Raw genomic sequence first — 14,197 nt, forward strand, 5'->3', positions numbered from 1 at the left:
TCGTCAGCCATTACGCGGCGGGCCGCTCGTCCCTCGTGCCACCGGCTTCGGATCGAGTACCGCCTCCGTCGGCGTCAACTCACCGTTCTCCAGGCGCTCCACGGCGAAGCGGACCGCGTGTGCGGCCATGAGGAGGGCGTCCTGGCGGACGGTCGTGAGGCCGATGGGCATCAGGTGGGAGAGATGGCTGTCGTCGTAGCCGACGACCGACACCTCGCCGGGAACGTCCACCCCCGTTCGCGCGAAGGTCATCAACAGGCGCATGGCGCAAGGTCGTTGGCGGCCAGGACCGCCGTCGGAAGTGCGGTGCCGCTGTCGCGTTCCGCCACGAGTTGGCGCCCCGCGGCAAGGCCTGACTCCTCCGTGTGGTTGCCGGGGATCACACGGATCTCGCTCCCCAGGCCGTGGCGGCGCATCACTGGCGTCACCGCTGTCACCGACATCGACGCGGAGCACGCCGCGCAGGCCGCGGCCGGTGTCGGCGCCCGGGTCCACGCGGACGGCGCCGCCCTCATAGCCGCCGACGCCGTCGACGCCGTCCTCGTCACCTCCTGGGGCCCCACGTCTCGTGAGAGGCGATCGGCCCAGCTGCTTGACGCTGAATCAGAGGTTGCGGCCCAGCAGGTCGAGCAGCGCGACCCAGTGCCGTTCCGCGGCCTCGGTGTCGAAGCGGTTGGTGTCCGCCATGGTGAAGCCGTGGTGGGCGCCCGTATAGACATCGGAGTGGTGGCGGACGCCTGCCGCGGAGAGCGCCTTGTCGAGGCGTTCGATCTGCTCGGGTGGCATGGACGGGTCCTGGTCGGCGTGACCGAAGTAGAGCTCCGCGGTGATCCGGCCGGCGAGGAGGTGGGGGCTCGTGGGGTCGTCGGTGGCCAGCCCAGCGCCGTGGAACCCGGCCGCCGCCGCGACCCTCTCGGGATGGCTGCCCGCGGTGACCAGGGCCAGGCGGGCGCCCAGGCAGTAACCGGTGACGCCGACGGGTCCGGCGGCGGCCGCGGGGCAGTCGGCCAGACAGGACAGGTAGGCAGCGGAGTCGCGTGCCACCGCGTCCGCGGTCAAGTCGCCCATGAGGGGGATGATCTGCTCGAACAGTGCCGGTCGCTCGGCGTCGCTGATGAAGCCGGGCAGCGCCACGACCGGCGCCCGGCCGTGACGGTAGAACACGTTGGGGACGAGCACGGTGTAGCCGTCCGCCGCGAGCCGGTCGGCCATCGCCCCGAGTTGAGGGCGCAGCCCGAAGGCATCCATGTAGAGCAGGACGGCCGGGTGGGAGGCGTCGTCGTCGGGGTGAGTCAGGTAGGCGTCGGCGGTGCCGTCCCCGATGGGAATCTCGACAGTGGTGCTGCGTGTGGCGGTGGTCATGACGTGCAGTCTCTCAGCGAGCGGCGTGGGGGATGTCCCTGAGGCCGAGTCGGTGCCAGTCGTTGCCCGAAAGGAAGTGCAAGTCCGGGCCACGGCCGATCACTTGTGTGTACTTCGGCGGGGGGTCACCGTTCGTTCGGCAGCACGATCTGGTACTCGGCTGTGATGCGGAGCTCTTCACTGTCGCGTTGGTACGAGGCTGATCCGATGCCGCGGGTCTGCGGTTCAGGACGCATTGGCTGGGCCACGGCACGCCACCTAGGTGCGCAGCTGAGCGTAGGAGGGGCCGGGCCCGGGCTGTGGCCAGCGGGGGCCGTTGGCGATCGCGCGCCGGCTGCTCTCCAGATGCTCGACGACGAGTTCCTCGACGAGTGCGACATTGCGGTCCTCGATGGCGCCGTAGAGCGCCTCGTGTTCCAACGCCACTGCCAGAAGGTCGTCGTGCTGGCCAAGGAGCCACCGCATCCGGCTGCGCAAGGTGACTTCGAGCTCGCTCAGCAACTCGTTGGCCGCCAACGACGTCACCGTCTCGTGGAAGTCGGCCGCCGCGCGCCGGGCGCGCACGGCGTCGCCTGCCCGGGCGGCGGACAGCTCCTCGTCCAGCTTCGTCCGCAGTTGCTCGAGCCCGGCACGGTCACGTCGTTGCGCTGCGAGACGGAAGGTCATCACCTCAAGGGCCTCGCGGACCTCGTTCAGATCCGCGATGTCCGTAGGTGTGAACTCCCTGACGACCGCCCACGTCCGCGGTCGCGGCGTGACCAGACCCTCGGCGACGAGCACACGCAGGGCATCGCGCACGGGTACGCGGCTCACACCTATCTGCGCCGCCAGCTCACGCTCGACGAGCTTGCTGCCGGGCTTGCGCACACCGTCGAGAATGTCGTCCCGGAGCTGCCGCGTAACCCGCTCCGACTCCGGCTCGAACTCCCCAGAACCTGCCATACCCCGAGTCTCGCACGGCAGCGGAAACCGTTTGGTGTGCGGTCGGGGTGCTGTGGACGGATCGTCAAGGTGTGCGGGCGAGCTCGATGAGGTGCTGTGCCGTGGCTTCGGGGGCGATGATCTGGTGGAGGTGTTCGCCCGGCAGGTGTGCCACGCGCCAGCCGCGTTCGCGGGCTTCGGCGGCGGCATCCTCGTACTGCGGGGCGAACAGCAGGTAGGAACACGGGTGGTCCTCCCACCCGTCCGGGACCGGGATGCGCTGCTCGTAGTAGGACAGCGGCAGGGTGGGCTGTTCCTCGACGACGGTCTGACGCATCGTCGGATCCGAGAACATGGGTGCCACGTCGGCCTCGTCCCACCAGTCGGTCCAGCGCGGCAGTCTGCCGTTCACGGCCATGGGGGTGAGGAGCTCCAGCAACTCCGGTGGTGCGACAGGAGTTGGTCCGATACGGGCCGGCAGCGCGGCATCGACGAAGATCGAGCCGGCCACCGGATGGTCGAGCGCCGCGCGGATCACGGGGAGGAACAAGCCCGCGTTGCTGTGTGCCACCAACGTGACCGGGCTGCCGTCCGGAACGTGCCGGAGGTCGTCGCGGACGGCGCTGACGACGCGAGGCCAGAAAGGCGGGGCACCGCTGCCGACGTGCAGGAGGGACGGCACCCGCACCTGGCGCCCTATCGCCTTGAGGTGCTCGGCTACAGGGCGCCAGGTGGACGGACCCACGGAGGGACTGTGTACGAGAACGAAGACCGGCTGCTGCATGCGACGATTCTGCCGCCCATGCGACACGGGACGTGAGGTGTTGGCCGAGAGCAGAAGACCTCATGTCGGCCCGGTGCACCGGCGACGCAGCTCATCCATCGGCCGCGAGTGGCAGGTCAACGCGAGCGAACGCGGTACGGGGCCCGCCTGAGAGTGAAGTGATGTGCCGTCAGGCATACGTCCAGCGCCAGGCGTTGGAGCTGTACACGCACCTGATGCGCGTGCCGCCCTCGTTGGTGGTGACGGCGCCGTGATCGCTGTTGCGGCAGAACTGGCCGGCCGAATAGCAGTTGCCCGCGTTGGAGACGATCGAGCAGGTGCCGGTGGTGTCCTGGCTGCCGCTTCCGCTGCCTGTATCGCTGCCGGTATCGCTTCCGGTGTCGGCGGCAGGCCGGGCGGTCTTGGTGACGGTGACCGTGGGGCGCGGCTTCGCCTTGGCCTTGATGGTTTCCGTGACGGTCGGCGCGGGCTCCGGCGTGGCGGTCACGGTGGCGGTGACGGTCGGCGCGGGCTTGGCCTCGGCGGCGACGGGCTGCTGATCGCCGTTCCCGGCGCCCACTATGAGCGCGCCGGTGAGAAGCAGACCTGATCCGCCCAGCCACACCCGCTTGCGCTTCCGCAGAGGCCGGGTGTCAACCGGGCGCGGCGCGGGCGGCGTTGTGTACGCGTTGGTCATGTTGTCCCCCCTGAGGTGTTACAGGTGGGGTGAGGCTATTACGTCGACGGACTGTGTGAAGGAAATATGAACAACAGGTGATTGATTTGTGACTTGGTGGATGAGGCCGTCGTGCACGGGTCCATGTCGACTCACAGCCAAGGCATCCGTGGACTGAGCGCTAACGACTCCCCAGCGCGGTTCGGGGATGGAGCCGGGTGATGGCGGCCGTTGCCGCGAGGGCGAGTGTGACGCCGACGGCGGCGGCGACGGTCGTGGCCCAGGCCGGGTCGAGGGAGTCGGACAGAAGGGCTTCGGTGAGCCGGCTCCCGCCGTACAGGAGGGCCACTGCCGCGAGTGCGGCCGACCAACGGTGCCGCACGCCCGTGATGATGTCGTCGATGACGTTCAGGACGACGATCACCGTCATGATGTCGGCGCCGCCGTACTCCTCGTACCAGCCGGCCGCGGTGACCGCCGTCCCGACGGCGATCGACGCCAGCCAGATCCCTGTCAGGCGCGCGTACGACGTGGGTTGATGCCGTTCTGTACCGCGCGGAAGCCAGAAGAACCGCGTGATGTGCTGTGCGACCGTGTATTTCCCCATGGTCCGCGTCCCCGTTCCCCCGTTACCGGCTCCTGCCGGCGTTCTGTGGTTGGACACATGAGGGCGGGCCGCGGTTGTGCCGATCGAACTGGCCGGAAGCTGTCGGGGGTTCACGGATCGTGCCCGGTACCTTCGGCCGCATGGCAGATGAGGGTTTTGAGCATCCACGGCTCGCCGCCGTATATGACGCACTCGATCCTGACCGCAGCGATCTCGACGCGTACGTGGGTATGGCGGCGGAGTTCGGGGCACGTCACGTGCTGGACATCGGCTGTGGGACGGGCGTGTTCGCGCTGCTGCTGGCCGCTCGGGGGATCGACATCGTGGGGGTCGACCCCGCGCGGGCGTCCGTCGATGTGGCCCGGGGCAAGCCCGGCAGCGAGCGGGTGCGCTGGATCTGCGGTGACGCGACAGCGCTCCCGCCCCTGCGGACGGATCTGGCGACCATGACGGCGAACGTCGCGCAGGCCATCGTCGATCCGACGGTCTGGCAGCGGACGCTGCAAGGGGCGTACGAGGCACTGCGGCCCGGCGGTCGCCTGGTGTTCGAGACCCGGGACCCGGCCAGGCGTGCCTGGGAGGAGTGGAACCGCGAGGAGTCGTACTCAAAGACGCGGATCCCGGGAGTTGGTGTGGTCGAGAGCTGGGTCGAGGTGACGGACGTGAGTGGACCCCTGGTGACCTTTCGGGGGACGTACGTATTCTCTGAGGACGGTGACGTGCTGACGTCCGATTCCACGTTGCGGTTCCGCGAACGGCCGGAAGTCGAGAGGCAGTTGGCCGCGCACGGATTCGTGGTCGACGATGTCCGTGACGCCGCTGACCGTCCCGGTAGGGAGTTCGTCTTTGTGGCACGGCGTCCGTAGGGGCCACCGCATGCCCCCACGGCTCACGGGCGCCTGAGCCGGCCCCGAACCGGCCTCGGCGCCAGATTCACACCGGGTCCAGCCACTCCGCGGCGGCGTCGAGCAGATGCGTGACCCCGTTACGCAGCGCGGGATCCGCCACCGGTGCAGTGAGCAGCGCTCGTGACCGATTCCGCTCCGGCCGTGCAGGCCGGACCAGGGCCTGGGCGACGATGCCGTTCTCACGTTGAAGGTGCCCCCCGTTCGGCGCCGCATGGCGTCGCCGCGCGTCGCGCCGTGCACGCCGCCGGAATCCGTATGGTGAAACGCCGTCCCGTTTGCGCGGTTTTCGTTCGCCGCCCGGCGCAGAAAGGCGTTCCATGGAATTGAAGCTGCAGGGCAGAGCCGCGGTGGTGACCGGTGCGAGCAAGGGCATCGGGCTGGCCATCACCAAGGCCCTCGTGGCCGAAGGGGTCCGCGTGACGGCCGGGGCGCGCCACGTGGGCGCCGAACTGGCCGACCTCGCCCGCACAGGATCCGTAAGGGCCGTCGAGGTGGATCTGGCGACTCCGGAAGGGTCCGCCGCGCTCGTCTCGGCGGCGGGCTCCGCCTTCGGGCCGCCCGACATCCTGGTCAACAACGTCGGTGCGGTCCGGACACGCACCGGTGGCTTCTCGTCCGTCACCGACCAGGACTGGACGACCACCCTGGACATCAACTTCCTCGCCTCCGTACGCGCCACCCGTGAGGTGCTGCCGCTGATGCTCCAGCGCACCGCCGGGTCGATCATCACGGTGGCGTCCATCAACGCCCGACTGCCCGACCCGCTCGTGATCGACTACTGCGCGGCGAAGGCGGCGCTGCTGAGCTTCAGCAAGTCGCTGTCCAAGGAGCTGGGGCCGAGCGGCATCCGCGTCAACACGGTCAGCCCGGGTCCGGTCGCCACGGATCTGTGGCTGGGCAAGGACGGCGTAGCGTCAACTGTCGGTCAGGCCGGGGGACTTGAGGCGGACGCGGTCATCGAACACGTCGCGCGGGACGCCGCGACCGGCCGCTTCACCCACCCCGAGGAGGTCGCCGAGCTCGTACTGCTTCTGGCCTCCGACCGAACCGCCAACGTCACCGGCTCCGACTTCGTCATCGACGGAGGCATGATCACCACGGTGTGATGCCACCGGGAGCGGGACCATCGGTGGCATCGCGGTCACGTCGTGGGTCTCAGGGTGCGATGCCCACGCCGTCGATCGGGCTGCCGTGGTGGCCCAGCGGCAGGGACAAGGTGACGCTGCATCATGCCGTCGTACGCGTCATCGCCGATACGCATCGCCACGCCGGCCACGCCGACATCATCCGCGAACTCGTGGACGGCGCCGCGGGGATGAACAAGGGCAACGACAGTATGGCCTCGGACGACCCGGCCTGGTGGGAGGACTATCGAGGCCGGGTAGAGCGTGCGGCTCGGGAAGCCGACCAAGGGGCGTAGTTTCAACTGATGTGACGTGTGACGTGTGACGTGTACGGCAGTTGATCCCATCCTGATCCGCCGGACAGCCCCTAGTGAACCGAGAATCCGCCGTCGACGAAGATTGCCTGGCCGGTGACGTAGGCGGACGCCGGGCCGGCCAGGAACACCGCGGCTCCGGCGAAGTCCTCGGCCAGGCCGTTGCGGCCGACCATCGTGCGGGCGGCCAGCGCGGCCACCTTTTCCGGGTCGGACGACAAGCGCGCGTTGAGCGGGGTCATGACGAAGCCCGGCACGAGCGTGTTGCAGGTGACGCCGTGGGGCGACCACGCCTCGGCCTGCGAGCGGGCCAGGGCCTCCAGCGCGCCCTTGGACACCCCGTACGCGCCGCTCTGGACGAACGCCCGGTGCGCCTGCTGGGAGGTGATGTGGATGATCCGCCCGAAGCCCCGCTCGGCCATGCCGGGTCCGAAGCGCCGGCCCAGGAGGTGGGGCGCCTCCAGGTTGACCGCCATCGTGGCGTCCCACACCTCGTCGCCGAGCTCGCTCATCGGGGGTCGCAGGTTGATCCCGGCGCTGTTGACGAGGATGTCGGGCTCGCCGAACACCCCGGCCGACTGCTCCGCCGCCGCGCGCACCCCGTCGCGGGTGCTCAGGTCCGCGCTCACCCAGGCCGCTCGGCAGCCCTCCGCCGTCAACTCGTCGACGATGGCGGTGAGTTCGGCCTCCTTGCGGGCCACGATCACCACGCTCGCCCCAGCGCGGCCGAGCGCCCCGGCGATGGCTTTGCCGATACCGGAGCTGCCACCGGTCACCACAGCGGTCCGGCCGTCGAGCGAGAACAGTTCGGAGAGGTAGTTCTGCGAGGTCATGACCGCACCCTAAACGGCACCGTCATGGTGACAGCACCCGGGCCGACCTGCGGAAAATCACTTGACCTGGGCGGCGATGGCCCGCGCGCACTCCAGGGACTCCGTGTGCGTGGTGTCCACCTCGAGGTCGTAGACGACGCCCCGGTGGACCGTCTCCGCCTGCGCCGCGGCCATCCCCTGGGCGCGGTCCCCGCGGACGATCTCGCGGCCCGCGGCGACCTCGCTGTCGCACCTGACCCCGACCCACAGCACACTGAGTCCGCCCAGAGCTTTCTGCCACCGCTGCTGGGACTCCGTCCCGCCGAGGAACACGTCATCGATGACGATCCGGGCGCCTGCACCGGCCGTCGCGGCGACCCCCTCCATCCATGCTGCTTGCAGCTCCCGGAACACCGCTCCGACGCTCACTGCGCCGGCTGAAGTGATCTCGATTCCTTCGCCCGATGCCTTCATGGACGCGGGCATCGCCTCGATCAGCCGGTCGATGCCGAAGGCGAGCCATGGATCCGGCAGTACCGCTTGTAGGCACCGGACGATCCCGGACTTGCCCGAACTGGACCCGCCGTTCAACACGATCACCTGAGTCGTCACCGGGTCAGGGTAGAGGCACCCACCACGGCACCCGAAGCGAATTTCGGCAACCGTCTGAATGACCAAGGAGGTGGATGTCTGAGGTTGCGTCAACCATCGGCCCGTACAGGGTGTCTGCTGAGGATCGATACGCGGTTGAATGCGTTGATCGTTATCGCGACCCAGATCACGGCGGCGATCTGATCCTCGGTGAGCTCGGCCCGGGCGGCGGTGTAGGCGGATTCCTGCGCGACGGCGTCGGACGGCGCGGTCGTCGCCTCCGCCAGTCCCAGGGCCGCTCGTTCCGTGGGGCTGTACAGTTCCGTGTCCCGCCACGCCGACAGCACACCCAGCCGCTCGGTCGTCTCGCCGGCGCGCTGCGCCGCCCGGGTGTGTACGCGCAGGCAGTAGGCGCAGCCGTTGATCTGTGACACACGGAGGTTGATCAGTTCCACCAGCCTGCGGTCGAGGCCCGCGTCCGCGGCCGCCGCTCGCACCGCCTCCGACGTCTGCACGAGTGCGTGGTAGGCCTTGGGGCTCTGCTTGTCGATGAAGATCCGCCGAGGTGTGGATCCCGCCGTCGGCTGGTTCAACGTGGACTCCTCCGGGCCGCTCGCGGGCCTTTGCTCCGATGTGTACATGGGCCGTCTCGTGTTCTAAGATCAAGGCGAGTTGTTGAATGTAAAACTATCATGACTGGAGGAGGTGGCCGAGATGAGTAACGCCGAAGCAGGTCCGGTCGGAGTGCATGGCGGCTCCCGGGTGGCAGGCGAGCCGTCGGCCGAGGGCCAACGGGTCGACGTGCTCGCCCCGCGCGACGTCCCTCTGGGCGGGCCGCGGGCGATGACCGTGCGACGTACGCTCCCGCAGCGATCCCGGACCCTGATCGGTGCCTGGTGTTTCGCCGACCACTACGGCCCCGACGATGTCGGCCGCACAGGCGGTATGGATGTCGCCCCGCATCCCCACACAGGCGCCGACACCCTGACCCTCGTCAACGAGTCGGACGAGACGGCCCGGACCGTCCTTCTCGGCGGAACGCCGTTCGAGGAGGAGATCGTGATGTGGTGGAACTTCATCGGCCGCAGTCACGAGGACATCGTGCGGGCGCGAAAGGAATGGGAGAGCGCCTCGGAGCGTTTCGGCGCTGTCGAGGGCTACCCCGGAGACCGTCTCCCCGCCCCTGCTCTGCCCCATGCCACCATCGCGCCGCGCAAGAACCCCCCGCGTCGCTGATCTCTTCCAAAGGAACCCGATGACCCAGCCTTCCTCCGTTCCCTCCGTTCCCTCCGTCGAGCGGAACGATGAGCGCCACCGGTACGAGATCCTGGTCGACGGCGCACGTGCCGGCCTGACCGCCTACCGCGACCACGGTGTGCAACGCGTCTTCTTCCACACGGAAGTTGACGATGCGTATGCCGGTCAGGGCCTGGCCGGCCGGCTGGTCCAGCAGGCGCTCACCGACGTGCGCGAGCTCGGCAAGAGGATCGTCCCCGTCTGCCCCTACGTGGCCAAGTTCCTCAAGAAGCACGAGGAGTTCGCCGACATCACCGACCCGGTCACCCCCGAGGTCCTGCAGTGGCTGGACGCCGAACTGGCCTGATCCGTCGGGTCGGCCGCGTTCCGCCGAATCCACTCCCTCTGTTCTGGGCGGGCGCACACCGCGTATGGCGGATCCCGCCCGCCAGGGCGTCTGTAACAGCCATGTATTAGAGGACGGTTGAACGGAACGGCCCCCGCGCAGCCAGGGTCTCAATGATCAGCAAGCGATCGACAGCCGATCAGGAAGCGATCGGCGAGCGATCAATCAACGATCAGTACGGCTCGCTCAAGACGATTGAGCGGACACCCTGAAAGGGACCCCCCATGCGCGTCCAGAAGCTCTCCCTCCTCGCCGTCGCCGTCGCCGCGAGCCTCTCGCTCACCGCCTGCCAGAGCGGCGACGACTCCTCGGCCGGGTCGGACGACTCCTCGTCTTCCGCCCAGAGTTCCGGTTCCCAGAGCTCCGGTTCCGAGAGCTCCGGCTCGCAGGACTCCGGCGGCAGCAGCGCATCGACCGGGAACGGCGCCGGCACGGCGGGATCCGACGCGAGCACCGGGGGTTCCTCCAACGGCGGTTCCGGAACGGGTACGGGTGCCTGCCAGACCTCCCACCTCGCCTTCAGCAGCTCCGGCGGCATGGCCGAGGGCACGCTCATCGTGAACCTCAAGAACACCGGTTCCGCCCCCTGCACCCTCAAGGGTTTCCCCGGAGCCGACCTGAAGGGTAAGGACGGCACCGTCAGCGCCGAGCGCAGCAAGCTCGCCCCGCCGAGCGTCAGCGTCAAGCCGGGCGAGGAGACCCGCTTCACGCTCCACTACCCGTCGAACGACTCCGGCGGCTCCGGCGTCACCTTCAGCAGCCTCGTCGTCACCCCGCCCAACGAGACCCACTCCCACACCCTGCCCGTCACCATCAACGTTCCCGCCACCGACGGCTCCGGCCCGGCCATCACGGTCGACCCCGTCGGCACCGGCAAGTGACCGGCGGGCGCGAGGGATCCGTCACGGAAGGACCGCACTCCCCAGCCAGTACGCGGCGAGCAGCGCGGCGCGGACGTGGAAGTCGTCGTCGAGGCTGTGGGCGCCGTCCGGCAGCAGCGCCGTCGCCTGCTGCACCCGGTGCTGGACGGAGTTGCGGTGCAGGTTCATCGCCTGTGCCGCGGCCGCGTAGCTGCGGTGGTGGGTGAGGAACGTCCGGAGCGTCTCGCGCGGGGTGGCACCGCGTGGCTCGGTCTGCGCCAGTTCGCCCAGCGTGGCCGCCACGAAATCGTGTACGGCCAGAGGTCAGCGGCCGGCGGGCGGCAGGTCGTCCCATCCACCGGCAGACTCAGACATATGAGGTCCACGACGCCGCCCTCGGCCTGCTGGAACACGGACACGTCAAGGCGCACGACTCGAGCGATTTGCCCCCGGCGTACGCGAACGCATCGTGGGCCGGCGCATCACCCGGCCCGCCGACTTCGCCGCGGCCAACCCCAACTTCGTCGGAGGCGACATCGTCACGGGAGCCAAGACGGTCCCGCACCTCCTCCTCGGCCCGAGCCCCGCGGCCGACCCCTACGGCACCGGCCTGCCCGGCGTGTTCATCTGCTCGGCCGCCCCGCCGCCCGGCCCCGGCGCACACGGCATGTGCGGCGCCGGCGCGGCGAGGTCCGCTCTGAGGCACCTCGGAGTCCGGCAACCCGCCTGACGCCGTGCCACGAGTGAACGCGACGGGGCCCCGACCGGTCGTCAGCCCGGCCGGGGCCCCTCCTTCGCGCGACTTCCTGCTCAGGTGGCCGCTTCGATGGTCACCTTGACGTGCTTCATGATCGGCTGGTCGCTCTGCGTGCTGTAGTCGACGAGCGCGCACAGCACGTTCATCTCGGGCATGTACCCGGCCGCGCAGCCGCGCGGGATGTCGTACGGGATGGCGAGGTAGCCGTTGAGGTAGCGGTGGCTGCCATCCCTTGCCGTGCTGGTGATGTCGACGGGATCGAATTCGGAGATCCCGCGCTCGCGGATGTCGTCCTCGTTCATGAAGACGAGCTCGCGCAGGTTCTTGATGCCGCGGTAGCGGTCGTTGTCCGAGTAGATCGTGGTGTTCCACTGGTCGTGGGAGCGCATGGTGCCCAGGGCCAGGGTGCCGGGTGCCGGTACGACGTCGGGCAGGGCCGCGTCGGAGAACTCCGCGCCTCCGGACGGGGTCAGGAAGACCAGTTCGCGGGCGGGCTGCTTCAGGCGGAAGCCCAGGGGCAGGCGCACGCGGCGGTTGAAGTCCTCGAAGCCGTCCAGGACTTGCGACATGGTGTCGCGGATGCGGTCGTAGTCCTCGATGTACCACTCCCACGGGGTGGGGCTCGCGGGCAGGGCCGCGCGGGCCATGCCTGCGACGATCGCGGGCTCGGACAGCAGGTGCGGCGACGCGGGGCGCTTCATGCCGACGGACATGTGCACCATGCTCATCGAGTCCTCGACGGACGTGCTTTGGACGCCCTTGCGCTGGTGGTCCTTCTCGGTGCGGCCGAGGCACGGCAGGATCAGCGCCTGGCGGCCGTGCACGAGGTGGCTGCGGTTGAGCTTGGTGCTCACCTGGACCGTGAGGTCGCAGTTGCGCAGGGCCTCGTACGTGATCGGCGAATCCGGTGCGGCGAGGGCGAAGTTGCCGCCCATGCCGACGAACACCTTCACATCGCCCCGGCGCATGGCCTGGATGGTGCCGACGGTGTCCAGGCCGTGCTCACGCGGCGGGTCGATCTTGCAGTACTCGGCCAGGCGGTCGAGGAACTCGTCGTCGGGTCGGTGATCGATGCCGCAGGTGCGGTTCCCCTGGACGTTGCTGTGACCGCGTACGGGGGAGGGGCCGGCCCCTTCACGGCCCAGATTGCCGCGCAGCAGAAGGAGGTTGATGATCTCGCGGACGGTGTCGACGCCGTGCTCGTGCTGGGTCACCCCCAGGCACCAGCTGACGATGCTGCGGTCGGCTTCGCAGTACACGCGCGCCGCTTTGAGGATGTCGTCGCGGCTGACCCCGGACTGGCTCTCCAGCTCCTCCCACGATGTGCTCTCGCACAGCTCCCGGTACGAGTCGAAGCCCGTGGTGTGCCGGTCGATGAACTCCTGGTCCAGCGCCTTGGGGTCCAGTTTGGACTCCTCGATGACCGCCTTGGCCATGCCGCGCAGGAGCGCCAGGTCGCCGCCGATCCGCGGCTGGATGTTCAGGGTGCTGGTCTTGGTGGTCTTGAACAGCGCCATGTCCATGAAGTCGTGCGGGACGATGGTGCGGGTCGCGGCCGCTTCGACGAGCGGGTTGATGTGCACGATCTGCGCGCCGCGGTGGTAGGCCTCGGCGAGCGCGGTGAGCATCCTGGGCGCGTTGGAGGCGGCGTTGACCCCCATGATGAACAGCGCGTCCGCGCTCTCCCAGTCCTTGAGGTCGACCGTTCCCTTGCCGGTTCCGAGCGACGCCGTCATGGCGCGGCCGCTGGCCTCGTGGCACATGTTCGAGCAGTCGGGCAGGTTGTTCGTGCCCAGCTCACGGGCCATCAACTGGTAGAGGAACGTGGCTTCGTTGCCGAGCCGGCCGGATGTGTAGAAGGAGGCCTGGTTCGGGTTCTCCAGGCCGCGCAGGGTGCTGCCGACCAGCTCGAACGCGTCCTTCCAGCTGATGGGGACGTAATGGTCCGTGTCAGGGTTGTAGACCATCGGCTCGGTCAGCCGGCCCTGGTCCTCCAGCTTGAAGTCGCTCCACTCGAACAGCTCGGTCACGGTGTGGGCGGCGAAGAAGTCGCGCTCGACGCGCTTGCGCGTCATCTCCCACGTGACGTGCTTGATGCCGTTCTCGCAGATGTCGAGCTTCAGGCCCTTGGTGTCGTCCGGCCACGCGCAACCCGGACAGTCGAAGCCCGTGTTCTCGTGGTTCATCTTCATGATCGCCCGCGGGCCGTCCACCAGTTCGCGCTCGCGCACGAGGAACTGGGTCACGCTCTTCGCGGCACCCCAGCCGGCAGCCGGGTGGTGGTAGGGGTGATACTCCGGATCCTCCTTGGGGACCGGCCCCACACTGGGTTCCAGTTCCTCCGGCGCCTCACTGTCGATGCTCAAGACAATCAACCCTTCGACCATGCGATTACGGGCATAAGCCGACAAAATCCTAGTTTCAGTCAGGCTATGCCGGTTGATCAATGGGCGCCACCTGCCCGGGGACCCCGTCGCCCGCGGCAAACAGGGCCCCCGCCCGCCGCTTACCGGCACGGTCGACGGCCCCGGCCCCGGCCCCGACGGTGACGGCATCCGAGGTCTGGTCGAGGAACCGGAGCAGTACGAGGGCGAGAGTGGACTTCCCGGAGCCGGACGGCCGTGGGCATGCCCGCGACGGCCTCGAAAGCGGCGAGAGGGGTGAGCACGACGACGGCCCGACACACGCCCGGGAGCGCGCCCCCGGCCACGCCCTGGATGCCCAGCCCGGCGGTGGCGGCGAGGTCAGCCAGGTGATCAGGGCGGTCAGGACCGCCGAGAGCGCGGGGGTGGCCGCCGAGCGGGCGGCGAGGCGGTCAGGCGCAGGTCGGCGGCGCGGACCCTGGCCAGACGGGCCGGCA

Annotated in this window: 16 protein-coding genes and 3 pseudogenes; 7 read left to right on the forward strand and 12 right to left on the reverse strand. The window is 69.1% G+C overall.

Annotation, left to right across the window (positions count from 1 at the left end; all coding sequences use genetic code 11):
* Nucleotides 1-3: 3 nt before the first annotated feature.
* The 6 genes and pseudogenes from ACY0PA_RS40770 to ACY0PA_RS40795 all read right to left on the reverse strand — a co-directional run.
* Nucleotides 4-431, reverse strand: a pseudogene (locus ACY0PA_RS40770) (substrate-binding domain-containing protein); the annotation flags it as partial.
* A gap of 172 nt (nt 432-603) precedes the next feature.
* On the reverse strand, nt 604-1,362 hold the full coding sequence (locus ACY0PA_RS40775) for a dienelactone hydrolase family protein (protein ID WP_473082374.1): 759 nt from the start codon (nt 1,360-1,362) through the stop codon (nt 604-606).
* A gap of 258 nt (nt 1,363-1,620) precedes the next feature.
* Nucleotides 1,621-2,304, reverse strand: a complete 684-nt coding sequence (locus ACY0PA_RS40780) for a GntR family transcriptional regulator (RefSeq protein ID WP_473082375.1) — start codon at nt 2,302-2,304, stop codon at nt 1,621-1,623.
* Nucleotides 2,305-2,368: 64 nt separating this feature from the next.
* Nucleotides 2,369-3,067, reverse strand: a complete 699-nt coding sequence (locus ACY0PA_RS40785) for an alpha/beta fold hydrolase (RefSeq protein WP_473082376.1) — start codon at nt 3,065-3,067, stop codon at nt 2,369-2,371.
* Nucleotides 3,068-3,236: 169 nt separating this feature from the next.
* On the reverse strand, nt 3,237-3,743 hold the full coding sequence (locus tag ACY0PA_RS40790) for a hypothetical protein (protein ID WP_473082377.1): 507 nt from the start codon (nt 3,741-3,743) through the stop codon (nt 3,237-3,239).
* A 160-nt stretch (nt 3,744-3,903) separates the two neighbouring features.
* Nucleotides 3,904-4,329: a hypothetical protein gene (locus tag ACY0PA_RS40795; protein ID WP_473082378.1), complete on the reverse strand. Its 426-nt coding sequence runs from the start codon at nt 4,327-4,329 to the stop codon at nt 3,904-3,906.
* Nucleotides 4,330-4,469: 140 nt separating this feature from the next.
* On the opposite strand from ACY0PA_RS40795, the gene ACY0PA_RS40800 reads away from it, so the two are divergent.
* On the forward strand, nt 4,470-5,195 hold the full coding sequence (locus tag ACY0PA_RS40800; protein ID WP_473082379.1) for a class I SAM-dependent methyltransferase: 726 nt from the start codon (nt 4,470-4,472) through the stop codon (nt 5,193-5,195).
* Nucleotides 5,196-5,262: 67 nt separating this feature from the next.
* Here the strand turns inward: ACY0PA_RS40800 and ACY0PA_RS40805 are convergent, their stop codons facing one another.
* Nucleotides 5,263-5,556, reverse strand: coding sequence for a hypothetical protein (locus tag ACY0PA_RS40805; RefSeq protein ID WP_473082380.1), 294 nt, complete (start codon nt 5,554-5,556; stop codon nt 5,263-5,265).
* On the opposite strand from ACY0PA_RS40805, the gene ACY0PA_RS40810 reads away from it, so the two are divergent.
* Nucleotides 5,555-6,343 (forward strand): oxidoreductase, encoded by a 789-nt coding sequence (locus tag ACY0PA_RS40810; protein WP_473082381.1) that lies wholly within the window; start codon nt 5,555-5,557, stop codon nt 6,341-6,343. The genes ACY0PA_RS40805 and ACY0PA_RS40810 overlap by 2 nt on opposite strands.
* A 77-nt stretch (nt 6,344-6,420) precedes the next feature.
* Nucleotides 6,421-6,657, forward strand: a pseudogene (locus ACY0PA_RS40815) (mycothiol transferase); the annotation flags it as partial.
* Between the two features lie 71 nt (nt 6,658-6,728).
* Here ACY0PA_RS40815 and ACY0PA_RS40820 read toward each other — a convergent pair.
* The 3 genes from ACY0PA_RS40820 to ACY0PA_RS40830 form a co-directional block, all read right to left on the reverse strand.
* Nucleotides 6,729-7,508, reverse strand: a complete 780-nt coding sequence (locus ACY0PA_RS40820) for an SDR family NAD(P)-dependent oxidoreductase (RefSeq protein WP_473082382.1) — start codon at nt 7,506-7,508, stop codon at nt 6,729-6,731.
* Nucleotides 7,509-7,565: 57 nt separating this feature from the next.
* Complete coding sequence (gene cpt / locus ACY0PA_RS40825; protein WP_473082383.1) at nt 7,566-8,099, reverse strand: chloramphenicol phosphotransferase CPT; 534 nt, start codon at nt 8,097-8,099, stop codon at nt 7,566-7,568.
* An 89-nt stretch (nt 8,100-8,188) separates the two neighbouring features.
* A complete protein-coding gene (locus tag ACY0PA_RS40830; protein WP_473082384.1) occupies nt 8,189-8,671 on the reverse strand; it encodes a carboxymuconolactone decarboxylase family protein in 483 nt (160 codons plus the stop codon).
* 121 nt (nt 8,672-8,792) lie between these two features.
* Between ACY0PA_RS40830 and ACY0PA_RS40835 the strand changes: the two genes are divergently transcribed.
* The 3 genes from ACY0PA_RS40835 to ACY0PA_RS40845 all read left to right on the forward strand — a co-directional run bounded on the left by ACY0PA_RS40835 (nt 8,793) and on the right by ACY0PA_RS40845 (nt 10,601).
* Complete coding sequence (locus ACY0PA_RS40835; RefSeq protein ID WP_473082385.1) at nt 8,793-9,314, forward strand: pirin-like C-terminal cupin domain-containing protein; 522 nt, start codon at nt 8,793-8,795, stop codon at nt 9,312-9,314.
* Nucleotides 9,315-9,333: 19 nt separating this feature from the next.
* The gene (locus tag ACY0PA_RS40840; protein ID WP_473082386.1) at nt 9,334-9,681 is read left to right on the forward strand and encodes a GNAT family N-acetyltransferase; all 348 of its coding nucleotides are present in this window, start codon (nt 9,334-9,336) and stop codon (nt 9,679-9,681) included.
* Nucleotides 9,682-9,944: 263 nt separating this feature from the next.
* Nucleotides 9,945-10,601 (forward strand): DUF4232 domain-containing protein, encoded by a 657-nt coding sequence (locus ACY0PA_RS40845; RefSeq protein ID WP_473082387.1) that lies wholly within the window; start codon nt 9,945-9,947, stop codon nt 10,599-10,601.
* A 21-nt stretch (nt 10,602-10,622) separates the two neighbouring features.
* Here the strand turns inward: ACY0PA_RS40845 and ACY0PA_RS40850 are convergent, their stop codons facing one another.
* Entirely contained in the window at nt 10,623-10,883 is a 261-nt protein-coding gene (locus tag ACY0PA_RS40850; protein WP_473082388.1) for a helix-turn-helix domain-containing protein, read from the reverse strand.
* Between the two features lie 124 nt (nt 10,884-11,007).
* On the opposite strand from ACY0PA_RS40850, the pseudogene ACY0PA_RS40855 reads away from it, so the two are divergent.
* Nucleotides 11,008-11,310: pseudogene (locus ACY0PA_RS40855) on the forward strand (FAD-dependent oxidoreductase); the annotation flags it as partial.
* Between the two features lie 80 nt (nt 11,311-11,390).
* Here the strand turns inward: ACY0PA_RS40855 and ACY0PA_RS40860 are convergent.
* Nucleotides 11,391-13,703 (reverse strand): FdhF/YdeP family oxidoreductase, encoded by a 2,313-nt coding sequence (locus ACY0PA_RS40860; protein WP_473082389.1) that lies wholly within the window; start codon nt 13,701-13,703, stop codon nt 11,391-11,393.
* Nucleotides 13,704-14,197 lie beyond the last annotated feature (494 nt).

Source organism: Streptomyces sp. DS1-CR2, assembly GCF_055760475.1.